The organism is Pantoea sp. paga (assembly GCF_007558755.1).
Lineage (GTDB): Bacteria > Pseudomonadota > Gammaproteobacteria > Enterobacterales > Enterobacteriaceae > Pantoea > Pantoea agglomerans.
On the sequence record NZ_VLTF01000001.1, the window covers coordinates 1,071,588 to 1,098,200 of the forward strand.

General features: G+C 59.4%; 6 protein-coding genes. 3 read left to right on the top strand and 3 right to left on the bottom strand.

Annotated features, from left to right (window positions below):
• Nucleotides 1–39: 39 nt before the first annotated feature.
• Together FOV68_RS04960 and FOV68_RS23965 are read right to left on the bottom strand one after the other, a co-directional pair.
• Nucleotides 40–18,042, bottom strand: a complete 18,003-nt coding sequence (locus FOV68_RS04960) for an Ig-like domain-containing protein (protein ID WP_143990421.1) — start codon at nucleotides 18,040–18,042, stop codon at nucleotides 40–42.
• A gap of 308 nt (nucleotides 18,043–18,350) precedes the next feature.
• The gene (locus tag FOV68_RS23965; RefSeq protein WP_186289717.1) at nucleotides 18,351–18,524 is read right to left on the bottom strand and encodes a hypothetical protein; all 174 of its coding nucleotides are present in this window, start codon (nucleotides 18,522–18,524) and stop codon (nucleotides 18,351–18,353) included.
• Nucleotides 18,525–18,780: 256 nt separating this feature from the next.
• Here FOV68_RS23965 and FOV68_RS04965 point away from each other — a divergent pair, with 256 nt between their 5' ends.
• The 3 genes from FOV68_RS04965 to rcsB are packed head-to-tail and all read left to right on the top strand — an operon-like array spanning nucleotide 18,781 to nucleotide 23,264.
• Nucleotides 18,781–19,935, top strand: a complete 1,155-nt coding sequence (locus tag FOV68_RS04965) for an MFS transporter (protein ID WP_010248386.1) — start codon at nucleotides 18,781–18,783, stop codon at nucleotides 19,933–19,935.
• A 19-nt stretch (nucleotides 19,936–19,954) separates the two neighbouring features.
• Entirely contained in the window at nucleotides 19,955–22,612 is a 2,658-nt protein-coding gene (gene rcsD / locus FOV68_RS04970; RefSeq protein WP_050680390.1) for a phosphotransferase RcsD, read from the top strand.
• Nucleotide 22,613: 1 nt separating this feature from the next.
• Nucleotides 22,614–23,264, top strand: a complete 651-nt coding sequence (rcsB, locus tag FOV68_RS04975; protein ID WP_009089068.1) for a response regulator transcription factor RcsB — start codon at nucleotides 22,614–22,616, stop codon at nucleotides 23,262–23,264.
• A 54-nt stretch (nucleotides 23,265–23,318) separates the two neighbouring features.
• Here rcsB and rcsC read toward each other — a convergent pair whose 3' ends face one another.
• A complete protein-coding gene (gene rcsC / locus FOV68_RS04980; RefSeq protein ID WP_143990422.1) occupies nucleotides 23,319–26,171 on the bottom strand; it encodes a two-component system sensor histidine kinase RcsC in 2,853 nt (950 codons plus the stop codon).
• Nucleotides 26,172–26,613: the final 442 nt, after the last annotated feature.

Consider the following 26,613-nt stretch of genomic DNA (forward strand, 5'->3'; position numbering starts at 1 on the left):
CACCCGCTCTATTCATCTTCTGAACAGACCTTTCAGTCACTACACAACATGGACCTGCAGGTTCTGCTGCACCAGCACATCGCCCAGGGTGTTATCACTGGTCAGCGCCGAGTTGTGGTAGATCTCAAAGACTCTGCCCTCAACGGTACGCTCGCCGGTCACTTCCCAGATTCCGCCGTTGCTGTTAGCCAGTGTCACCTGGCTGCCATCTGCGCCTTTGATCAGCAAATCGTCACTCTGTTTATCCGTGATATTGAGTGCCTCATTGAGATCGAGCTTCACGGAGTTGGTTCCGGTTTTACCCAAATCGAGCACCTCAATGTGTTCGACCTTCAGGCCCAGCGCAGTGAGATCCAGACTGAGATGCTCACCATTCAGCACCAGGGTATCGGTGCCTGCGCCGCCATCAATATGGGTAAAGTTAAGGTCACTGACCGTCACGAGATCCGCCCCGCTGCTGCCGGTCACTGTCGCCCCCTCAATGGTGCTGCCATCGGCCAGCGTAATCACGACGCCGCCGATGGTGTAGCCCACCTCCTCTGCCGGTGCCGCTGCCACCGCGGCGTCATTTGCCGCCGCGTTTTCACTGCTGCTGACCGGCGTCACGGTATCCGCTTCGGTGATCAGCGTGGAAGCCACCGCCACATGGGCGCTGCTCTCGTCGCTGCTGGTGCTGCTGTTATGCTGCGTCTCCGCGCTGGCGACAGTGGCGCTGTCATCCGCCACCGAGAACAGCGCAACCGATTCGTTTGCCGCCAGCGACACCGGCAGCAGCGCACCCAGCAACAGGGTATTGGTGGTCGAGTAGCTGTTACCGGCCGCGTCGGTAATCGTGACTTTCGCCAGCGTTCCCAGCGACAGCAGCAGGCCACCCACCGACAGCAGTGAAGGTGAGAAGTTAACCGCGTAACGCCCCAGCGCATCGGTCGTGGTGTTCAGCGTCGGGCCATTGTTGCCGTTGGAGAGCAGCAGCGTAACGCTCACTTTCGAGCCCTGCGCGGCATTCAGCGATCCCCCCTGCACCACCAGACCCGCCAGTAAGGAACCGACGATGCTCAGCACCGGATCGACCCCGACCAGCGGCTGATTGTGCGACAGCGCGGTAAAGCTGCTGGTGCTGGTTGCGGTGTTGCCGCCAATGTCCGCCACCGTAACGGTGAGTGGATGGCTGCCATCGGCGATCCCTTTCAGCGTCGCTGACGGCACGCTGATGCTCCATGCGCCATTCGCACCAATGGTCGTGGTAAGGATATTACCCGCCACGTTCACCGTCACCGTGCCGCCCGCCGCGTTGGTGCTGGTCCCTCTGATGGTTTCAGCACTATTGGCTTCCGCAATATTGAGGTAGCCATCGCCGCCAAAGAAGCTGTTGACGCTGACCGTCGGCGTAGTGTGACTGACCACACCCAGCGACGCCGAGATGTTGCCAATGCTGCCCGCACCGTTGGTAACGCTGGCGGTGACGGTCTGCAGGCCGTCAGTAATGGCAGCAAGGTTAGCCGCCGGAACAGAGATGCTCCAGTTGCCGTTGCTGCTCACCGTGGTGCTGTAAGTCTGACCGCCCAGCGTGACGCGCACGACCGATCCCTCGGCGTTGCTGGCGGTGCCGCTGATAGTCTGCGCCGTTTTGACATCTGCCGCACTCAGCGCACTGTCACCAAACAGCGAGGTAATGGCGACCACCGGCGTCGACTGACTGATGACGCTCAGCGTTCCGCTGCTGTTTGCCACGTTACCGTAGGCATCGGTGCCGGTGACCGTGACGGTTTTACTGCCGTCAGTGATAGCAACAAGATCCGCTTTCGGGACGGTAATACTCCAGTTGCCGCCGCTGACCACTTTGGTGGTGTAGGTCAGGCCATTCAGCGTGGCGCTGACGGTTGAACCGGCAGAGAGGCTGGACGTCCCGCTCAGGGTCTGGTTAGAGGCCAGATCCGCGGCGCTCAGCACGCCATCGCCAAACACCGTATTCACCGACAGCGTCGGCTGGAACAGTCCCAGTGACACGCCCGCGCTGGTGCTGCTGACGTTTCCGACCGGATCGGTGACGGCCGCGCTGACGGTGAAGTTACCGTTCAGCAGCGTTGACAGAATCGCTGGCGAGACGGCGGTTGAGAAACTGCCATCCGCGTTGACCTGCGCGTTGACGGTGGTGTTACCAATCGCCAGCCTGACGCTGCTGCCCGCAGCCAGCCCGGAGACCGTGCCGCTGATGGTCTGAGTGACCAGCGACTCCGCCAGGTTCAGCACGCCGTCGCCAAACAGCGGATTGAGGGTAACTTTCGGCAGGTTGTGAATACCGACCAGTGCCCCGGCCGTAGTGCTGTTAGTGTTACCCGCGCTGTCGGTGACGCTGATGCCCACGGTCAGATTGCCATCTGCAATCCCCTGCAACAGCGCTGGCGTCAGCGAGACGTTAAAGTTGCCATTGGCATCGGTCGCCGTCACCAACTGCTGTGAACCTACCGACACCACCACGCGCGATCCCGCTTCCGCGCCGCCAATCACCCCACCGATCACCTGGGTGACCAGCGAATCCGCCACGTTCAGCAGACCGTCGCCAAACAGCGGATTCACGGTGATGGTCGGCAGCAGCGTATCGACCCGGATACCGGCGCTGGTGCTGGCGGTATTGCCCGCCGCATCCGTTACCGACGCGCCCACCGTCAGGTTGCCCTGCGCCAGCGTGCCCAGAATATCTGGTGTCACCGTGGCACTGAACGCCCCGCCCGCACCCACGGTGGCGGTCACCTGGCTGTTGCCAACCGAGAGCGTCACCACACTGCCCTGCGCAACGTTGTTCACCACCCCGCTGATCACCTGTCCGGTGGCGATATCGGCCAGGTTCAGTACTCCATCACCAAACAGTGAGGTCAGCGAGATTGATGGCGTCTGAGTAAAGATGCCGATGGATGCGCTGCTGGAGGCGACGTTACCCGCCACGTCTCTGACGCTGACGCCCAGCGTCAGATTGCCATCCAGCAGAGAGGTCAGATCGCTGCCCGGCAGGCTAACGCTCCACACTCCACCCGCCTGCACCGTCGTGCTGTAACTCTTGCTGCCAAAGGTGACCGTCACCTGGGAACCCACAGCCGCATTTTCTATCACGCCACTGACAAGCTGTCCGGCAGCGGCTTCCGCAATGTTCAGCAGGTTATCACCGCCAAACAGCCCGGTGAGCGCACCGACCACCGGCACCGCATCGACAATCGCCGTGACGGTTTCACCAACGGTGCGGGTGTTGCCCGCGGCATCGGTCAGGGTGACGTCAAGCGCAAGATTGCCATCGCTTAACAGGCCCAGCACCGAAGGCGGCACCACGATGGCCCATTTACCATCCTGGCCCACTGACGCAGAGAGCGTTGTGCCGCCCAGCACCACCGATACCGTGGCACCCACACCCGCCGAGGTCGCAACCCCGGAAATGGTCTGTGCCACCGTGGTATCCAGCGCGCTGAGCGTGCCGTCGCCAAACACCGAATCGACCACCAGCGTCAGCGCACTGTTGACCACTTTGTTGACCGTCAGCGTGGCGTCGGTCTGGTTTCCGGCTACATCATTGACCCGCACGCCAAACACCAGCGCACCTTCAGTGAGGCTCGCAAGGACATCCGGCGCGAGATCGATGCTCCAGCGTCCGTCAGCACCCACCGTTGCGGTGGCGATCGGCGCGGCATCGCCCAGATAGAGACCGATGGTCTGGCCTTCTGCTCCCTGTGCGCTGCCGGTCAGCACCTGGCTTAGCACCAGGTCAGCGGCGTTGATCACGTTGTCGCCGAGGAACGCGTCGACCAGGACCAGCGGCGCGGCGGTATCCACCGTCACCGTCTGGGTAGTCGTCGTCACGTTACCGGCCACATCCGCCAGCTGCGCGGTGATCACCGGCGAGCTGCCATCGGGAAGAGCCTGCATCGCGCTGGCAGGAACGGTAGTGGACCAGGTGCCGTTGCTCTGCACCACGGCGTTGTAGGTCTGATTATTGAAGGTCACCACCACCGTGCGACCCACTTCGCTGAGATCGGCGGTGCCACTGATGGCCTGACTGGTGGCACTTTCATTGCCATTGACCTGGTTGTCACCGGTAAACGGATTGAGAGTCAGTGCCGGTGGCGTAAGGTCGATCAACACGTTACCGCTGGTAGTTACAGGATTAGTGCCGTCGGTAGCATTCACCGTGATGGCGACGCTGCCGTCCGCACTGCCAAAGGCGCTGACCGGCAATGCCGCCGTTGACCAGTTACCCGACCCATCCAGCGTAGTCGCGTACTCCTGACCACCGATCGACACCGTCACTACCCCACCCGCGCCGAGGTTAGCGGAGGTGCCACTCACTACCACACCGCCCGCTACATCCTGAGTGCTGATGATGTTGTCGCCCGAGACCGTGCCCAGCGTGACCAGCGGCCCTGGCGGTGGCGTCAGATCCACGGTCAGCGCGACCGGTACGGTTGCGGTATTGCCAGCCAGATCGGTCACTGCCAGCGTCAGCGTTGTTGATGGTGTAAAGGTGGCCATCTGTTCTGGCGTCAGCGTTACACTCCAGTTGCCGTTACCGTCAACCACGGCTGTGCCGAGGGTCGTGTTATTCAGCGAGACCGTAACCACATCGCCCGTCTCTGCGCCAGTCGCGGTGCCGCTGAGACTCTGCGGCTGAATGCTCTCGGCGTAGTTCAGCGCATTGTCACCAGTAAAGGCGACAACATTAAGCACCGGTGGTGTGGTGTCGAGCACCAGCGAGCTGTTAATGGTGGTGCTGTTGCCCGCCGCATCGGTTGCTGTCACGGTAACCGGATAGGTATCATCCGGCAGCTGTGAAAGCTCCTCCGTTGTCAGTGGCACCGTCCAGTTACCATTGGCATCGACGGTTGCGGAATAAGTTGTGCCGCCAAGCGTAAGCTGCACAGTCTGATTCGCGCCCGCCTCACCGGTGGTTCCGCTCAGCGTCACTCCCGCGGCCACATCGCCGCCGTTCACATAGCTGCCAAGGAATTCCGGATTGACCGCAGGCTGCGGCGCGCTGAGATCCGAGGTGAAAGGCAGCTGCGCCGACGCGCTGTTGCCCGCCGCATCCACGACGTTAACCGTCAGTGATTGCGCACCGTCACCCAGTGAACTCAGGGCGCTGGCAGGAATGTTAACAGTCCAGTTACCGTTGCTCGCCACGGTGCCAGAATAGAGGCTGCCGTTGACATCCACGGTAATGCTGACCGCCTGGTTCGCCCCCACACTGCCGGTGGTGCCGGTCAGGGTCACCCCTGCCGCGGCTTCACTGATGTTCAGCAGGTTGTCGCCGCCAAATGCGCCTGGGTTGAAGGTCGGCACGGGCAGCGCCACCTCTGTCACCACGCTCTGCGCCGTCGCGTCGCTGTTACCCGCGATATCGGTCGCCGTCACGGTAATGGTGTGGGTGCCGCTGGTGAAAGTGGCTAACTGCGCCGGCGACAGGGCCAGTGACCAGCTGCCATCGGTCTGCACCGTGGCTGCCAGCGGCTGACCGTTGTTAAAGCCGGAGATCAGCACCGTTACCGTCTGTCCGGCACCGGTAATGCCGGTTGTGCCACTGAGGATCTGTTCACCGGCCGCCTCTGCTGCGTTCAGCGCACCGTCGCCAAACGGCAGGTTCAGGGTGACATCCGGCAGCGCGTTAACGGCGACCAGTATCGTGCCGCTGGTGCTGCCGATGTTGCCGTTCGCATCGGTAACCGTCACGCTGACTGGCAGGTTGCCATCCGGCAGTGACTGCAATACATCAACTGGCAGATCCAGTGACCAGCGTGAACCACCCTCAGTCAGCGTCGCAGAATAGAGGGTGCCATTAACGGTCACCGTGACCGACGCGGCGTTATTAATATTTACCGCACCGGTCAGGGTTCCGCCTGCGGCGGCCTCGTCAGCATTGATACGGCCATCAATAAATGGCGTATCCAGCGTTGGATTAGCAATCGGCGTAATCGCGGCGACGAACGTTTTGGTCGTTTCAATGCTGTTACCGGCCCGATCGGTGGTAATCAGGGTCAGCGTGTGTTCACCGGTTCCCAGGCTGGCGATGAACTCTGGGGGCAGGCTGGCAGTCCAGTTGCCATTGGCATCGACCGTCACCGACAGCGGGATATTGTCATCGCCTACCGTGACGCTCAGGGTCTGGCCCGGCACGACGGTGGAGGTGCCGGTGACCAGCTGAACGGAACCGGCTTCGCTGATATTAATGATGTTATCGCCGAACAGTGTCGTGTCGAAGGCGGCTGAAACAGGATCACTCTGCAGGATCTCAACGCCTGCGGTAACCTGCGCCGGATTACCGGCACCATCCGCGGCGCTGACCACCACCTGTGTCAGTCCATCGGCCAGGCCTGTCAGCGCACCCGGAGCCAGGTTCAGCGTCCAGTTGCCGCTGGCATCCGTGGTGGTGCTGAAGTTCTGCCCGCCTACAGAGATGTTCACCACGCTGCCTTCCGGCAGATTGGTACTGTCACCACTCAGCGTTAACGCCCCTTCCGCATCTGCCGCACTGATCAGCGCATCGCCAAACGGCGTATTCAGCGTCAGGGCTGGCAGGGTATTAAATGCTACGTCCAGTGACGTGGTGCTGTCTGTGGTGATATTGCCCGCCGCGTCGGTGACCGAAACGGTAATCGCATTGGGACCATCCGCCAGCTGCTGCAGGTCGGCGGTCGGAATGGTAAGTGACCAGTTACCGTCGGCATCTGCCGTGGTGGTATAGCTGACGTTATTCAGCGTCACCGTCACCGGCAATGCGCCCGTGGTGTTGCCGCTGATGGTGAGATCCTGCAGCGACTCCGCCAGGTTAAGGATATCACCCGCGTCGACCGTGATATTCGTCAGCGCAGGCGGTGTGGTGATGAAACTGACCTCCTGAGTGGCAGTCGCCGGATTGCCTGCGACATCAGTGGCGGTCACGGTAAAGATTTGCGTGCTGCCCGGATCCACGCTGGTAAAGGCAGCAGAGGGTACATTCACCGTCCAGTTGCCGTCAGCGTCGAGCGTGGTGCTGTAGTCAGTGCCGTTAAACGACACCGTCACCAGGGTACCCGCTGCCAGCAGGGTGCTGCTGCCGCTGACCGCGACATCCGCTGTGGCCTCGGTGGCGTTAATCACATCATCGCCGGCTACCACGTTCATGGTCAGCGTCGGCTGAACCTGCTCGCTGGCCAGCACGACCAGGCTGGTGCTGGCGCTGGCCGGATTGCCAGACGTATCCGCTGAGACCACGACCAGCAGCTGATCGCCATCCGGCAGATTACCCAGATCGGCGGCCGGAACGGTCACCGTCCAGCTGCCATCGGCTGCCACCGTGCCGCTGTACTGAATGTTATTCAGCGTCACCGTCACCAGCTGGCCTTCCACCAGGTTGTTACTGGTGCCGCCGATGCTCAGATCCTGTAGCGACTCCGCCTGGTTAAGGAAGTTATCGTCACTGATGGGCCCAATGGTCAGGGTTGGCAGGTTCAGAGTGTCAGCATCACGCGTCAGGGTCTGGGTGGCCGTGGCCGGGTTGCCCGCGGCATCGGTCATCGAGACAGCAACGGTGTAGCTGCCGTCTGCCAGCCCCTGCACGACGCTGGCTGGCAGTGTCACCTCCCAGGTGCCGTCAGAGAGCACCTGAGTGGTGTAATCGACGTTCTGGAAGCTGACGGTGACCGTCTGTCCGGCATCCGCTACCGACGCACTGCCGCTGATGGCGACCGCTTCCAGCACCTCTACCGAATTGATGATGTTGTCGCCGCCGATGGCATTGACAGTCAGCACAGGCGGCGTGAGATCGACCGTAACGGCGCTGGTCAGCGAACCACTGTTACCGGCGGCATCGCTGGCATTGACCACCAGCGTAGTGACCCCCTCACCCAGCGTCTGTACCTGATCCGCTGTTAAGGTCAGCGTCCAGTTACCCTGCGCATCCACCGTGGCGGAATAATCATTCCCGCCCAGCGTCACGCTGACGGTCTGGCCGTTGCCCGCTACACCGGTGCTGCCGGTCAGCGTCTGACCGCCCCCCTGTTCCGCCAGGTTCAGATAACCATCGCCAAACGGGGTGTCTATGCTGACGGCCAGCGACGCCGTCGCCACGGTGATTTCACGGGTTTCGGTTACCGGGTTACCCGCCGCATCGCTGACCGTCACGGTCAGAATGTACGCCCCGGCCGGAATACCGGCCAGCGAACCCGCAGGCAGCGTCAGATTCCACTCACCGTTCTGGTCAACCGTGGTGGTCCAGGTCTGATTGTTCAGGGTAATGGTAATCTGCTGTCCGGCTTCGGCATTACTGTTGCCGCTGAGAACAATCGGCGCGGTGCTTTCGGCAATATTGATACTGTTATCGCCCGCAACCGTATTCAGTGTAAGGGTCGGTGGCGTCAGATCCACTGTCACGCTGCCCTGGCTGCTGCCGGTATTACCCGCCGCATCCTGGACTGTGACGGTATAGTTCAGGAGGTCTTCCGGCAGGCCAGCCAGCGCGGAAGCCGGCACGCTGATCTGCCAGTTGCCATTGCCGTCGACGGTGCCGTTGTAGGTTGCGCCATTCAGCAGCACGCTCACCGTCTGGCCGTCACCGGTTATGCCGGTGGTGCCGCTCAGGGTTTGTGCTGTGGCGATCTCGCTGCTGTTGAGCAGGCCATCGCCAAAGGCCGAGACGATCTGCGGTGCTGGCAGCGTCGCCAGCACGCTGAGCGCTGCCTCGCTGCTGAGGGTCGCCCCGCCGCTGTCAGTTGCGGTGACCGTCAGGGTGTAAGGCCCATCGGCGAGCGCCGTCAGTGCCTCAGCCGGAACGATCACTGTCCAGCGGCCGCTGGCCGAGACCTGCGCGGTGTAGCTGATGTTATTAAACAGCAACGTGACCGTGCTGCCCTCTGTCACATTCACCGACGTACCGGTGACGACCAGGGCCTGACCCAGCTCCTGCGCATTCAGGTAGTTGTCTTCGCTGATGGCATCCATCGCCAGGCCAGAGGCGTTGCTGTTGACGTCAAAGGTGAGATTGCTGGTGGAGGTGTTGCCCGCCACATCGCTGACCGCCACGGTAAAACTGGCGCTGCCATCATTAATCGCGGCCAGCGCACCGGCTGGCACGATCAGGCTCCATGCCCCGCTCGCCTGTACGGCGGCGCTGTAGACTGTACCGTCAACGGTGACGGTAACCAGCTGACCCGCTTCGACGTTGGTGGTGGTGCCGGAGAGACGTTGATCGGTGAGGCGCTCCGCGCCATCGACCACGTTGTTACCGGCAAAGGTATCCAGCGTCAGGGTCGGCAGTGTGCCTGGCTCCACTTTCAGCGCCAGGTCGCGGCTGGTGGTGGTGGCATTTCCGGCCGCATCGCTGGCGGTTACGGTCAGCGGATAGCTGCCGTTGCCCAGCCCGGTATAAACCGTGGCGGGCAGTTCCAGCGACCAGACGCCGTTGACGTCAGCGGTGGTGCTCAGGGTAGTGCCGTTAAAGCTGGCAACAATCAGGGCGTTAGCTTCGCTGCTGCCGGTCAGCGTCAGCGGCTGCTGACTTTCAGCGGCGTTAATGATGCCATCGGATGGCGTAATGAAGTTCAGCACCGGAGGCAGTGTATCCACCACCAGGTTGCCATCAGCCTGGCTGCTGTTGCCCGCCACATCACTGACGACCACGGTGTAGCCACTATTGCCCTGCGGCAGCGCAGACAAAACATCGGCCGGAACGGCGACCTGCCAGTTGCCTGCGGCATCGACCGTGCCGCTGTAGTTGTTGCCGCCCAGCGTCACGACGACGGTCTGGCCGTCGCCGGTCACGCCCGTGTTACCGGTGATCGTGCCACCGGCGGCGGCTTCCTCACCGTTCAGAATGCCATCATCAAAGGCCACGCCCGGTGTCGCCACCGGCAATGCGCTGGCGATCACCGTCAGGGTAGCGTCGCTGGTCGCCAGCGGCTGTCCGTTAGCGTCGCTGGCGGTGGCGGTGATGGTTTGCGGGCCGTCTGCCGTTCCGGTAAAGGTGCCTGCCGGTAAGGTCAGGCTCCAGCTTCCATCTGCCGTCACGGTGGTGCTGACAGTTGTGCCGTTGGCCAGCACGGTGACAATGCTGCCGTCAGGCAGACCGCTGGTGCTGCCGCTGACTACAACGGCGCCACCCAATTCCTGCGCATTGAGGTAGTTGTCGTCACTGACGGGTGCCAGCGCGATCGACGGCAGGCTGTTGTCCACACTGAAGTCAAGCGTGCTGCTGGCGGTGTTACCCACGGCGTTGATGACGCTGACGTTCAGCGTCTGAGTGCCTTCTCCCAGCTCAGCCAGGGCGCCCGCAGGCAGAATAATGCTCCAGTTGCCGCTGGCCTCGACCACACCACTGTATTCGTTGCCATTCAGGGAGATGATCACCTGCTGGCCCGGTTCGACATTCGTGCTGCTGCCGCGCACCGTTATCGGCTGCAGCTGCTCCGCTGCCGTGACGATGCCGTCACCGGCGAAGGTGCTGCTGTCGATGGTCAGTACAGGCTGCACGTCCGCCGCGGTTGCCACATTCAGATCAACCACCTGGCTGCTCTGATTCCCGTTAGCACTGATTTCCGTCACCGTCACCAGATTACTGCCCGGAGGCAGTGCCGCCAGCGCTTCAGGGGCGATCTGCAGCGTCCACTGGCCGTTAACGCCAACGGTGGTGCTGTAGAGCTGGTCATTGAGCTGGACCGTGACCACGTCGCCATTCTGACCACTGCCACTCACCACCAGCGGCTCTGCCAGTTCCCCGACGTTCAGCGCGTTATCACCGCTGACCGGGGCGACGACCAGCGGAGGCGGCGTAGTCGCAACCGTCAGGGCACTGTTCTGGCTGCTGCTGTTACCGGCTGCGTCGGTGACGGTGACCACCACCGGATAGCTGCTGCCATTGGTCAGACCGGCAAGTGCCGCTGGCGGAACAGCCAGCGCCCAGTTTCCGTTACCATCAACGGTGCCGGTGTAGGTCACGCCATTCAGCGTCACACTGACGCGATCGCCTTCACTGCCTGCGCCGCTGAAACTGAATCCTGCCGCCTGCTCAGCGATGTTCAGCACGCCATCACCCGCGGGCGCAGCGATACTGAAGTCTGGTGCCGTGGTATCCACGATAACCGACACTGGCGTAGTGGCGACGTTGCCGCTGACGGTGGTGACGGTCAAGTTGAGATCGTAACGGCCATCTGGCAACTGTTGCAGATTCGCAGCAGGCACGGTGGCGGTCCAGCTGCCATCAGCGGCAACCACCGCCTGATAGGTCTGGCCATTCAGGGCAAGGCTGACGCTGCTGCCCGGCGTAACGGTGCCGCTGAGGGTCAGATCGGTGGCGGTTTCGGCCGCATTGATCACACCATCGGTGGCAATCGGGTTAACGGTCAGCGCCGGTATGCCGGTATCAACAGTCAGCGGCTCGCTGATGCTGGTGCTGTTACCCGCTTCATCACTCACCGTCACGGTAATCGGATTGCTGCCCTGCGCAAGCGCCTGCAGCCTGTCTGCGGGTATCGTCACGCTCCATTCACCATTCGCGTCTACAGTGGCCGGATAGCTGGTACCGCCCAGGGTCACGCTGACGGCCTGGCCTGGCAGCACTGTGCCGGTCAGCGTCTGCGCTGCGCTCGACTCATCGGTATTGAGTATGCCGTCAGTGAATGGCGTGTTGATTTGCGGGTCTGCCAGCGGCGTGGTCGCCACCAGCAGCGGCAGGCTGTTCTGCACATCACCCGAAGAGACGGTAACGGTGGTCGTGCCCTGCGGCAGCGTCGCCAGATCGGCAGCCGGCACGGTCAGGGTCCACGCGCCGGTTTCATCGGTTGTGGTGGTGTAGACGGTGCCGCCAGTCACCAGCGTTACGCTGATCGGGCTGTTAGCCGGCAGGTTCGCTGAGCCGCCACTGAGGATAAGATCGCTCTGCGCCTCCAGGGCATTCAGCGCATTGTCGTCACTGATTGGGGCAATCGACAGCGACGGTACAGGTGAGGTAACCACGCTGAACTGCCCTTCAGCAGGCAGCGCCGGGTTACCGGCCACATCGGTAATCGCCACGGTGAAGGTTTTATCGCCTGCGCCGCCCAGCGATCCGGCTGGCAGCGACACACTCCAGCTACCGTTCGCCTGTACTACGCCATCGTAAGACTGACCATTGATGGTCAGCAATACCGGCTGACCTGCCGGTACGCCGGTGACGTTACCGGTGACCAGAATGTCGGTGAGCTGTTCAGCGCTGTCGACCTGATTATCGCCGGTCACGGGATTAATGGTCAGCGCCGGCGACGTTGCCGCCAGCACAGTGACGCTGGTCGGTACGGTGCTGCTGTTGCCATAAGCATCGCTGAGTACCACATCCACCGGATAGATTGCGTCACCCAGCTGGCTGATAATCGCGGCGGGCACCGTAACACTCCACGAGCCATCGGTATCCACGGTGGCGGTGTAGGTCTCGCCATTGAAACTTACCGTGACGGTGTCGCCCTGAGCCCCCCCGCGCCCGTCGAGTGTGAGATCCTGAGTGTGTTCAGCGATATTGATATAACCATCACTGCCTGGCGTGGAGACTTCCAGCAGCGGCGGTGTGGTGGCGAAAATCAGTGAACTGCTGGCTGGTGTGGTATTGCCATCGGCGTCTGTCGCCACTACCGATACCGGTTGGGTACCGTTGGGCACATTTGCCAGGTCGGATGCCGGAACGGTGACACTCCAGCTGCCACCCTGCGCCACCACGGCGCTGTAGGCTACGTTATTCAGCGTGACGCGGATGATGTCGCCTTCGTCGCCGGTTCCGCTAACGATCAGCGGCTGCTGCGCGTCGCTGACGTTGATCACGCCATCATCGCTGAGATCGTTGAGCGTCAGAGCGGGCACCGCGGTAGCCACCCGCAGTTCCGTATTCTGAGTGCTGATGTTACCGGCCGGATCGGTCACGGTGACGGTCACCGGATAGGTCTGACTGGTCAGCGTGCCGAGATCGGCCACCGGGACGGATGCACTCCAGTTACTGTTTTCGTCAACAATGGCGGTGTAGGACTTACCGTTTAACTCCACCGTCACGCTGTCGCCCGGTGTGCCGGTTCCGCTGATTTGCAGCGGCGTAGTGAGTTCGTTGTTGGTCAGGACGCCATCACCGCCCGGTGCGGTAACGGTCGCAACCGGAGGCTGCGTGCTGACCGCCAGGGGCTGTGTCTGCGTGGTGGTGTTACCGCTGGCATCAGTCAGCGTAACTACCAGCGTATAGCTGCTGCCATCTGACAGGGCCTGCAGCGCCGCTGGCGGCAGATCCACCGTCCAGTTGCCCTGCCCATCTACGGTGGCGCTGTAACTCTCGTTATTCAGCGAGACAGACACCACTTCGCCCGGCAACGCACCTGAACCGCTGACCGGCAGACCGGCAGCCACTTCACTGCTGTTGAGAATGCCATCGCCGCCTGCGACCTCTGCCACAATCAGATTCGGTGGCAGCGTGTCGACGCTGAAGTTGAGCGTCTCGTCCACGCGGTTGCCCGCTTCATCAATCGCGGTAATGATCAGGCTGTTAGCGCCCTGCGGCAGTAAGGCGAGATCGGCGGCCGGCAGCGCCAGGCTCCAGTTGCCGTCTGCATTGACCGTGGTGCTGTAGGTTTTACCGTTAAGTTCCAGTTCAACCTGCTGGCCCGGCACGGCTTTGCCGGTGCTGCCGCCGATCAGCAGATCGCTGCCCGCTTCCACCCGATTGAGAAGGCCATCGGTAATCGCGCTCTCCTCCAGTGTGATTTGCGGCAGCGTGGCCGCGACCACATTCAGCTGCGCTGAGTCGGTCAGCAGTGCGCCGGTGGCGTCGGTGGTGGTGACCGAAATCAGTTTTACGCCGTCGGTGATAGTGGTGAGATCGCCTGCCGGAACGGTGACGCTCCAGAAGCCATTGCTGTTCACCACCGCGCTGTAATTACTGCCGTTAAAGTTAACCTGCACCGCCTGGCCCGGGTTAACGCCCACGGCAGAGCCGCTGATGATCAGATCGCTGCTCAGCTCCTGCTGGTTCAGGAAACCATCAAGGCTGACAGGTTCACTAATGGAAACCACGCCAGGTTCGCCTGCCGCCGGGGCGACGTTAATATCGCGGGTGTCGGTGGCTGAGGCGCCTGCCGCCGTTGTGACGCTGACCGCGATGCTGCTGCTGCCCGCCGCCAGTGCGCTGAGCGCCGCAGAGGGGACCTGCGTGCTCCAGTTGCCATCCGCGTTGACCAGCGCAGTGTAATTTTGGCCGCCCAGGGTAATGGTGACCGTCTGGCCCGCCTCCACGTTGCTGGTGCTGCCGGACAGCGTCTGGTCCAGTGCTTTTTCGCTGTTATCCAGCAGATCGTCACCGGCAAACAGAGCGATCGTCACCGTCGGCGTACCCGGTTCCGCTGGCGCTTCCACCGCAATCACCCGATCTTCGCTGACTGTTACGCCCGCCTGACTGGTGACTGTGGCCGCGATAGTCGCGTTGCCCGCCGTCAGTGCCGCCAGCGCGCTGGCCGGGACGCTCAGGCTCCAGCTGCCATCCGCGCCGACCGTGGCGCTGTAAGTCTGGTCGCCCAGCGTGACGGTCACGACCTGACCCGCCTCGACATTGGTTGAGCTGCCGCTCAGCAGCTGATCGCTGGTTTTCTCATCGTTGCTCAGCACGTCATCCACGGCGAACTGATCGAGCGTGATAGTGGGCTGTCCCGGCTCGGTAACCGGCGGCTCAACCGTGATCGGCAGGGTGTCGCTGAGGGTAGTACCTGCCGCGTTGCTGACCGTGACCACCAGCGAGGCAAAACCTGCTGCCAGCGCACCGAGTGCATCGGCCGGAATGGCAATGTTCCAGCTGCCGTCGGCGCCAACCGTTCCGCTGTAGCTCTGGCCGCCCAGCGTCACCGTGACAATCTGGCCCGCCTCGACGTTGGTGGTGCTGCCGGAGACCGCCTGCGCTTCCAGCTTCTCATCGTTGCTCAGGATGTTGTCGTCAGCAAAGGCATTGAGGGTTAGCGTCGGGGCATTCGGTGAAGTGCCCGCTGACTCCACCAGGAAGTCGCGGGTTTCAGTGATCTGTGTACCAGACTGATCTGTCACCGTCACATTCAGGGCTGCGCTACCGGCTGTCAGCGCCGCCAGCGAACTGGCAGGAATCGTCACGCTCCAGCTGCCATCCGCGCCGACCGTGGCGGTAAAAGTCTCTCCGTTCAGGGTGACAGTGACCTGCTGGCCTTCGCCGATATTAGTGGTAGTGCCGTTCAGCAGCTGGTCGCTGGCTTTCTCGCTGTTGCTGAGGATGTCATCCCCGGCAAAGGCGTCGATGGTTACGGTGGCTTCACCCGGCTGCGTTACCGGGGCTTCGACAGTGACTGGCTGCGTTGAAGTGACTGTGTCGCCCGCCGCATTACTGACCGAGACGGTCAGTGTGGTGATGCCTGCTGCCAGCGCGTTCAGCGCAGCTGACGGCACGGCGACGCTCCAGCTGCCATCACCCTGCACGCTGGCACTGTAGGTCTGACCGCCCAGGGTGACCGTCACGATCTGCCCGGTTTCGATATTACTGGTGCTACCGCTGACAAGCTGATCGACCGCTTTTTCGTCGTTGCTCAGAAGGTTGTCGCCGGCGAAATCATTCAGGGTCAGAGCCGGCACGCCCGGTTCCGTTACTGGCGTCTCAACCGCGATATCGCGGATTTCGGTAGTGCTCACGCCATCGGCATTGCTGACGGTGACGCTGATGGCATTGGCTCCTGCTGGCAGATTACCCAGCGCGGCTGCCGGAACAATTACACTCCAGTTACCACTGCCATCGACGGTGCCGAGGTAAGTCTGACCACCGAAGGTAACGGTGACCGTCTGGCCCGCTTCGATGTTGGTGGTGGAGCCGGAGAGCGTCTGGGCCGTCCCTTTTTCATCGTTGCTGAGGATGTCATCCCCGGCAAACTGACCAATGGTGACTGTGGGTTCGCCCGGCAGTGTGACAGGGGCTTCCACGGTGATGGGCAGCGTGCCGGTTACGTTATCTCCGGCCACATTGCTGACTGAAACCGTCAGCGTCGTTTCACCTGCCGACAGGGCGCTCAGGGCCGCCGATGGCACAGTAACGCTCCAGTTGCCCTGCGCATCAACGCTGCCGCTGTAAGTCTGACCGCCCAGGGTGACTGTTACCAGCTGACCGGGTTCAACATTGCTGGTGCTGCCGGTGAGTGTCTGATCGGTGGCTTTCTCCACGTTACTCAACACGTTGTCCCCGGCAAAATCATCCAGCGTGACGGATGGCGGGCCCGGAACGACCGGCGTATCGATGCTGATCGCGCGATTTTCACTGGCTTCAATGCCAGCCTGGCTGGTGACGACCGCAGAAATCGCCACCGAACCGGCTGCCAGCGCATTCAGTGCCGCAGGCGAGAGCGTGACGCTCCAGTTGCCCTGCGCATCCACTACTGCGCTGTAGGTCTGATCGCCCAGCGTGATGGTGACAATCTGGCCCGCTTCCACATTGGTGGTGGTGCCGCTAAGTACCTGATCGCTGCTTTTCTCGGCATTGCTGAGAATGTCATCACCGGCAAACTGATCGATGGTGATAACGGGAGTACCCGGCTGAGTCAGGGGTGGTTCTACGTTTACGGTCAGGCTACCGCTGGCGGCGGTTCCTGCCTGGTTAGCAACGGTGGCAGTCACCGTGGTGGTGCCGGATGCCAGTGCGGTCAGCGCATCAGCAGGCACGGTAATGCTCCAGCTACCGTCGCCTGCCACGCTGCCGCTGTAGCTCTGGCCGCCCAGTGTAACCGTGACGATCTGCCCGGCTTCGACGTTGGTGGTGCTGCCGCTAAGAGTCTGATCGCTGGTTTTTTCTGCGTTGCTCAGCACGTCGTCGCCGGTAAACGGGGCGATCGTCAGGGCTGGCACGCCAAGGGTGGTGTCAGGTGCCTGCACCTGGATACCCAGGCTGGCGGAAGCCGCCGTGCCCGCGGCGCTGGTCACACTGACCGAAATGGTGCTGCTGCCTGCAGCCAGCGCCGAGAGTGCGGCAGCCGGTATTGAGACGAACCAGCTGCCATCCGTCCCCACAGTGGCGTTATAGCTCTGTCCGCCCAATGTCACACTGACCTGCTGGCCCGCTTCAACATTGCTGGTGCTGCCGGACAACGTTTGTGGCGTGGTTTTTTCGCTGTTATCCAGCAGGTTATCGCCCGCAAACGGGTTCAGGCTAATGGACGGCGCAGCCGGTGTGCCGGGATCGGCGGCCGCGACGGTAATGGGCAGGCTGCCGGTGGTCGTCGTGCCCGCCGCGTTAGTGACGCTGACGTCGATGGTGGTGGTGCCTGCGGCGAGTCCCGCCAGCGCGGCAGCAGGAATAGTGACGCTCCAGCTGCCGTCAGCACCGACGGCGGCGTTGTAGGTCTGGCCGCCCAGCGTGACAGTGACAATCTGACCCGCTTCGACATTGCTGGTGGTGCCGCTCAATACCTGATCGCTGCTTTTTTCCGCGTTTTCAAGGACATCATCGCCAGCGAACGCATTGAGCGTGATGGCAGGCGTCCCCGGCGTGACCGGTGTTCCGGGATCGGTGCCACCGTCATTGCCGCCACCATTACCCCCACCGCCACCACCACCACCGCCGACGCCAACGGCCAGGCCGGCTAAGCCGAGCACACCCAGACCGCCCGCCGTTATCACACCCATGGAGGTGTTGGCGTTATCTGCCAGCAGCAGCGGCTCTACGCTGTCGAGTGATTCATAGGTTGGCGTAACCGACGTGGAAGCGAGTTCAGCGCCTTCTGCGGTCTGCGGAAAGAGCGCATGTTCCGGTGGATTGACGCCATCATCGAACACCAGTTCGCTGTGCTGGCCATCGGCGTCGTCGAGGAAGAATTTCTGATAGCGGACAGTCTTGCCGTCGCGCATATGCAGCACCAGATCGTTACCCTGGCGCTCATACTGCGTCACCATGTCGCGCGTGCCGCTGATGCGCACGACGCTGGGCTCGGTGAGGTTAATGGATTGTGACGAACCGCTAACGGACTGCGAGATGAGTGTGCCGTTTTCGCGCGAGATAATGTCTACACGGCCTTGCGTGAGTTCTGCCATTTGTAACCTCTACTCCACCAGATTAGCTAATATACTGAATCCATAAACATAAAATTATTTTATGCTTACAGTGTTCACACATAGTTTCACCTTCTGAAGATCAGAAGATGTCTTAACCTGGTGTATGTCGAAACGGCAAAGCCAAAGCTGGTCGTACGCCCCTAATCAGAGTGGCGAATGACGCTATTATTGTTAGTTTTACTTGTACAGACTCACGCAGAATGTAACGTTTCTGACAGATTAACGTTTAGCGTAGCCGTGTTAAAAAACAATTTCAATGTACAGATTTCATTATGGTTTAATCTTCATTACATAAGCCACACTTGAAATAAGGCTTTCATAAAATCCGCTTTGCCTTTGTTTTTACATGTCAATTTATTGCTGACTGTTTCCAAAAATGATGCGGAAAGGTTAAAAAACCACCACTCCCGAAACATTAGGGCGCTAAAAAAAATTTGTTCATTAAGCGATTCAGCCATCATTTATGCGTGGTCCTGATCCGGTTTTTCAGCAGCAAGTCGTTGAAAAACGGCAGTGAAATTTGAGTTAAGTCATTCTGCGGGGCGGTGGTCATGCCAGGAAAGTTCTGGAAAAAATTCGCAGCGCGACAAAAGTCGGTAAACTCCCGGTTTTGTCATTTATGCCATGTTGCAATCCCCTTCCTGATAAGAGGCGCAACGGCCACTGACTCACGGCCAGTGCTACACTTTTCCGCTTTACCATTGATGAATCTGACCTATGACCGCACTGGACGCTGCACAACAAAACAAACATCAGAGCCGCCTGAACTGGGGCACGCGCACCATCTTTTTGATCAATGGCTTAGGAATGTCAGCCTGGGCTCCACTGGTGCCGTTTGCCCGCGATCGTCTGCAGCTCAGCGGCGCATCACTGGGCGCGTTACTGCTCTGTCTGGGTATTGGTTCGCTGGCCGCGATGCCGGTGACCGGCACGCTGGTGGCGCGGTTTGGCTGCCGTCGGGTGATGTGCTTCTCTACCCTGTTAGTGCTGATGATGATGCCGCTGCTGGCCACGGCTGACTCTCATCTGGTCATGGCGGCTGCGCTGATGCTGTTTGGCGCCGGGCTGGGCATGCTGGATGTGGCGATGAATTATCAGGCGGTTCAGGTTGAGCAGGCGGCGGATAAACCGATGATGTCCGGCTTCCATGGCTTCTTCAGTCTTGGCGGGATTCTGGGTGCGGGCACGGTCAGCCTGTTGCTGAGCCAGTCTTTTACACCTCTGGCCGCCACGCTGGTGGTGATGGCAGTGATGTTGTTGCTGTTGCTGTGGCGACTGCCGGTCTTAATGAATGAACGCCTGCATCAGCCCGATCAACCCTGGCTGGTGATCCCACGCGGCTGGGTCGCGTTTCTTGGCCTGCTCTGCTTTATCCTGTTCCTGGCGGAAGGGGCCGTGCTGGACTGGGGCGCGCTGCTGTTGCTGCAGAACCCGGAGATGTCACCCGCCTGGGCCGGGCTGGGCTATGCGGTGTTTTCCGTAGCGATGACGCTGGGCCGTTTTAGCGGCGATAAGATCATCCAGCGTTTTGGTCGCTACCCGGTGATGCTGACCGGCGCGCTGACCGCCGCCGCGGGCATGAGTCTGGCCGTCTGGCTGCCGTGGCCGGAGATCGCCCTGCTGGCTTTCCTGCTGGTCGGCTTTGGTTTATCTAACACGGTGCCGATGTTGTTCAATGCTGCCGGGAATCAACAGGATATGCCTGCGAACCTGGCGATTTCTGCCATGACAACGCTGGGATATGCGGGTATTCTCTCAGGTCCGGCTTTAATCGGATTCATTTCGCAATGGATCAGCCTCAGCGGCGCATTTTTAGCGATCGCCCTGTTGCTGTTAGCGGTAGCCGCCAGTGCGCGAAAAGTTGCGCAATAATTCAGGTACCTGACACGCTATGTTGTATAAGTTTCCACTGACCTCCGGCAACGTCACCCGCTTTTTTGTGGTTTTCAATCTGGTGCTCCTGCTGGCGCTGGGCTTTATGGTGCATAACTCGGTGAATGCCTGGCTGACCGGGAAACGCTATGCCATGGACGATCTGGCACGTGACGTTCAGAAGCGCATTGATGCCTATCGCTTTGCCACCTGGCAGATCTATGAAAACCTCTCTACCAGTGCGGCAGGTGCAACACCCGGCAGCAACCTGCAGGAGACGCGACTGCGTCCCGACGTCTACTACCTGGAAAAAACCCGGCGTAAAACGGAAGCGCTGATTTTCGGCTCACATGACAGCAGCACGCTGGACATGACCATGCGGATGTCGAACTATCTCGACACGCTGTGGGGCGCAGAAAATCCCACCTGGTCGATGTACTTTTTAAATGGTCAGGACAATAGCCTGATTATGATCTCGACCCTGCCGCTGAAAGATATGGCGACGCGCTATAAAGAGAGCGCCATCAGTTCAATGGTTGATGGCCGTCGTGCTGAGATGTTGCAGCAGGCGAATGCGCTCGATGAGCGCGAGAGTTTCTCACCGCTGCGCCACTTCGCCTTCCAGAACGATCACTATTTCACGCTGCGTACCACCTTTAACCAGCCAGGCCATCTGGCCACGGTGGTCGCCTTTGATCTACCGGTTAACGATATTGTTCCGCAGAACATGCCGCTGGAAAATTTCCAGCTGCGTCAGGACAGCTCAATGCCTGCCAGCAGCAGTGAACAGCAGGAGGTGGAAAATACCCGCATCTCACTGGTTAATCCCAATATTGAGATTACGGCCACCCTGCCCAGCACCTCGCTGCAGCTGGTTTATCAGGTGCCGATTGGCCGTCTGATTATCGACACCCTGCATAATCTGCTCTGGCCGCTGCTGATTAACCTGCTGCTGTTCCTGCTTTCACTGGCGGGTATCGTACTGCTGCGCCAGCAGTCGCTGCGTCCCAGCGAGAACCAGAGCGCTGAACTCGATTCGCTGCGGGTATTGAATGAAGAGATTGTTGCCAGTCTGCCGGTCGGCCTGCTGGTGTATGACTTTGCCAGCAACCGCACCCTGTTGAGCAATAAGATTGCTGAACATCTTTTGCCTCACCTCAATCTGCAGAAGATCATTAATATGTCCGACCAGCATCAGGGCGTGCTGCAGGCCACCATCAATAACGAAGTGTATGAGATTCGCCACGCCCGCAGCGTGCTGTCGCCGCATACCCAGCTGTTTATGATGCGTGACCAGGATCGCGAGCTGCTGGTGAATAAGAAGCTGCAAAAAGCGCAGCAGGTGCTGGATCGCAACCATCAGATGCGACAGCAACTGCTGCACAATCTGGGCCATGCGCTGAATCAGCCCCTGGAGAAGATGGTGACGCAGCTGGTACAGCTCAGCCAGCGTGATGCCGATGAGACCGTGCTGGACCTGCTCGATGAGAGTCAGGGGCTGGCGCGGCTGGTGGATGATATCGTGCTGCTGAACCGGCTTGAGGCGCATGACTGGTCACCCGATGCGACCGTCTTTAACCTGCAGGAACTGCTGGATGAGATCGCGCTGGAAAGCCTGCCGCTGATGCGCCGCAAAGGGCTGTCGCTGGTGGTGAATAATCACCTGGCTAATGATGAGACGCGCTTTGGCGACCGTCGCGCCCTGCGTAAAGTGCTGACCACGCTGATGCACTACGCCCTGACCACCACCCGCTGGGGGAAAATCACCCTGGAAGTTAAGGCTGCAGACAAGCAGGCCGATAGATTGATTATCGAACTGGTGGATACCGGTGCGGGCCTGACGGTGGATGAACTGGCCAATGTCGACTTCCCGTTCCTGGGCGATACCAGCCAGGATCGCTACGGACAGGCTTCTGGCATGGCGTTCTTCCTCTGTAAGCAGCTCTGCAAGCAGATGGGCGGCAGCCTCGATATCGTGGCAAAAGCGGATATCGGCACACGCTACAACATGCAGTTGCCGCTGGTGCTGGAGCAGAAGCGCGAAGAAGAAGAGGAAAAAATTCTGGATGGCGTTACCGCGCTGGTGGAGATCACCGTGGAGGACGTGCATAAAATTGTCTGCCGCCATCTGGAAAACTGGGGAGCGCGTTGTCTGACACCCGACGAGCGCATTTCCGGTCAGGATCACGATGTGCTGGTGACCGACGATCCATCAAAGCTTAGCGGCTGGGCACTGCTGCTGGCGGAAGATGAACTGGGGCACCATGCACTGAACGACCAGCAGTATCGGGTCAATTTCAATCTCAGTAATGCGCTGCTGGATGCATTGCTGGCACTGATAGAGAAGCAACTGTCGCATGATGTGATGGATAACGACACGGAAGACGACGCGGCCACGCCATTGATGAGCGGCGGCTATTTCCAGCTGTTTACGGAGACAGTACCGGTTGATGTGAAGAGGCTGTATACTGAGTCGGCGGAAAAGGACTACGCCTCGCTTGCTCAGACAGCGCATCGCCTAAAGGGCGTGTTTGCCATGCTCAATCTGACTCCCGGCAAACAGCTTTGTGAAGAGTTAGAACACCACATTAAAGCGTGTGACGATTCAAACATTACAAATACCACCAGTGATATTGACGCTTACGTCAATCAACTGCTGCAGCAAGGTAACCAATAAGATGAATAACTTAAACGTAATTATTGCCGATGACCATCCAATTGTCCTTTTCGGTATCCGAAAATCTCTGGAACAAATTGAATGGGTTAACGTTGTAGGTGAGTTCGAAGACTCAACAGCACTGATCAATAATCTGTCCAAGCTTGATGCCAACGTCCTGATCACCGACCTCTCTATGCCAGGTGAGAAGTATGGCGATGGTATTACGCTGATTAAATATATTAAACGCCACTACCCGGATCTCTCGATTATTGTTCTGACCATGAACAACAACCCGGCGATTCTGAGTTCAGTGCTTGATCTCGATATCGAAGGGATTGTACTGAAACAGGGCGCGCCAACCGATTTGCCAAAGGCACTGGCTGCACTGCAGAAAGGCAAGAAATATACGCCGGAAAGCGTTGCGAAACTGCTGGAGAAAATCAGCGCGGGTGGTTATGGCGACAAACGTCTGTCACCGAAAGAGAGCGAAGTGCTGCGTCTGTTTGCAGAAGGTTTCCTGGTGACCGAGATTGCCAAGAAGCTGAACCGCAGTATCAAAACCATCAGTAGCCAGAAGAAATCAGCGATGATGAAACTGGGCGTGGATAACGATATCGCACTGCTGAACTACCTGTCGTCTGTCAGCCAGACTCAGGTCGAAAGAGACTAAGTTACTTCCTGAGGCGGTGCAGACTGCACCGCCTCGCCTCTGCCCTTTCCTGCCCTACCCCATCCGCGTTTTACGTACCCGATCAGCATAGATTGCCAGCGTCACTTTCAGCACATCTAACGTCACCGGTTTCGACAGGCAGTTATCCATGCCCGCATCCATGCAACGCTGTTTCTCCTCAGCCAGCGCATTCGCCGTCACGCCAACCACCGGGAAGAGATGGCCCAGCTGGCGCAACCGCTGCGTCAGGCGATAACCGTCCATATTCGGCATATTTACGTCGGTGAGTACGATATCGATCTCATTGCGACTCAGTACGTTAAGCGCATCAACGCCATCCTGCGCAGTTTTCACCTGATAGCCCAGCGTGCCGAGCTGTTCCGACAGCAGCATGCGGTTAATCGGATGGTCATCGACAATCAGTACCATGATGTCATCGTTATGCACTTTCTCTTCTACCGGCGCGGCCAGCAACAGCGCATCTGCGGCGTCGTTGCCCAGTGCGATCCGATAGATGCGCGCCAGCAGCGCCGGAACCTCGTGCAGCGTGGCGGTAGAGTGGATCCAGCGGCCAGGCTGACGTTCACGCGGCATATCCACATGCGATCCATCGAAAGTGACCAGCGCGCGCAGCGGGACATCAATATCCAGTTCGTAATCGGTCATCACCACATCGTCGTGGCCAGGCTTACCGTTATACTCCGCGACCTGAATGCCCTGCTGCTGAATCTGACGCGTGATAAATTCCGCGAGGTACTCGTTGCGCATCGCCAGCCAGATTTTCTTATCCTGTAAATCCTCCAGCAACATCAGTGACGGCTTCTGCCCTTTGTAGATTGGAATACGCACAATAAACTGGCTGCCCATGCCTGGCTCTGAGTCGACCTCGATGTCGCCATCCATCATATTGATCAGCTTTTCACAGATCGCCAGTCCCAGCCCGGTGCCCTGGAAATTACGCTGCACGCCATTTCCCACCTGGAAGAAGGGATCAAACAGGCGTGGCAGATCTTTCGCCGGAATGCCGACGCCAGTATCACGGACGCGGAATGCCAGATAGCCCTGCGCAACGTAAGCGTGGAGGATAATACAGCCCGTATGCGTGAACTTAATCGCGTTATTCAGCAGGTTCGAGATCACCTGCTGCAGACGCAGCGGATCGCCGTCCAGCACCTGCGGAACGTCATGTTCAATAAAGCAGTAGAGCGTAATCCGCTTCTTCACCACCAGCGACAGATAGTTGCCGACGATGTGGGTCACGATTTCACGAGGTGCAAACGGACGCGGCTCAATTTTCAGCTGCTCTGATTCGATTTTTGAGAAGTCGAGAATATCGCTGATGATTTTCAGCAGCAGGCTGGAGGAGTTGTTCATCGCCGTCACCAGCGAGTCGATACCGCTGGGCAGCTCTTTGGTCTGCAGCAGATCGAGATTACCGATAATGCCATAAAGCGGCGTGCGCAGTTCGTGACTGACCGTGGCAAGGAACATCGATTTTGACTGGCTCGCCTGCTCTGCCGCGTGGGCCATCTCCTGCAGCGACTGCTCCATCCGCACGCGCGCCGAGACGTCGACCAGCACGCAAATCGCCACGTTCTCATTACGATAGCGCGAATGCACAAAGCTGATTTGCAGGTTGGTATTACTGCCGGTGAGCACATCGACAAAGTTGACCTGCTGCCCGCCAATAATCTCATTCAGCCGCAGGCGATCTTCCTGCGTCAGCAACGTCAGATAATTGTGCGCCAGCTCGTTACTCAGAATATTGGTGCCGTCGCTGGTGCGTAAAATACAGATCCCGACCGGCGCAGAGGCGACAATCTTACGGTTAAACTGCTCGTGCTCTTCCAGCCGGTGCGCATTCTCCTCCGCCGGCAGGAACATCCGGCGCTCAAACAGCCAGGCGAGGGTAAACAGAATAACGGCGCTGAAAATATTGAGCAGCAGCGCATTAATGATCATCAGCTTGAGCTGATCCACCATCACGTCGGTAGATATCGACCACACCACGTTAAGATCGGAGGGCGGCAGCGGCTTTTTCAGGACCAGCTGACGATAACCATTCAGGTAACCAAACCAGGTTTTATCATCAGGCAGACTGTCGAGCGAGAAGCCCAGCCCGCCGCGCCGCGAATTTAGCAGTGGACGATAATTTTCATCGGTAATAGACGCGATAACCGGCAGGCTGCCCGGCTGAATAAACTCATCCAGACGGATATTCTGTTCGACGCCAAGCAACGCCTGTAACTTATTAGCAACGTAGACGGGCACCACCATAAAGAAGGTTCCGACGCCTGGCTGAGCACTGCTGTTAATCCAGTACATCGGATTGCGGCGATCTTCTTCGCTGCTGTTGCGATAGCGCAGCACATTCTCACGCAGCGATTTCAGGCTGCGTTCCCGGTCAGCATTGCTGCTGCCAATCGTGAAGTCGGCCAGACACTGGCTCTCGCCACCGATAAAGAACACCCGATTCAGCTCATACGATGAGGCGAAGTTACTTTTCCAGTAATTGATGTAGTAACTGAGTGAGTCGAGCGAGTTGCGCCAGGTATTGCTCATCGAGGTACAGTCGCCATCCGAAAACAGGGGCGTAAACTGCGGCTGAGATGTTTTGCCTGGCATCATACCGGTCAGCACATCCAGACCGCTGCTGGCGTTGGTTAAGCGGTTTTCGGTGATATATTTCAGCTCACGCATCATGTCCGCCGAATGGCGGACATACCACTGTATCGTGCCGTAGTTGCTGGCAAACTCCTGCCGAACCTGCGTCTCTTTATTGTGCAGCACGCTGATAATGTAAAACGCAGTAAGAACGGCGCCCAGCGTCCAGATTAGCAGCGCCAGCGCGCGGAAAAGATAGCGCGAGATGCGAAGCGTAGTGCGGAAAGAGACAGGATATTTCAAAGGTAACTCGCAGTTGGCAAGGTTAGTCGCATCATCGATTTTTAATGCCCATACACTAGCTTTATCGGGCGTAAAAAGCCAGCCAGCCGCAGGCTTAGCGGGCGGTTTGGGAATGTTTTAAGACAGCCAAAGCAACATCTGCATCTACTCAAAGCGGTCCACCATCCCAAAAAGAAAGGCCTGCCTCTCACACCTCAAACAACACGCCCATCCCCTCAAAGCGACACCCAAATCCAACAAGAAAGGCCTGCTGTGCCCGAAGAGCAAAGCGTCCACGCCAGGGATGGCGTGGCCGATCCGCACGGATGCGGGAATCCTTTGCGATCGGGCACAGCAGGCCTTGCGACGGCTCCCGACTCACAGCCATCAGCCATCAGCCATCAGCCATCAGCCACCCATTTTCCCGACCCGCCTCTAAAACCTCAAACAACATGCCCATCCC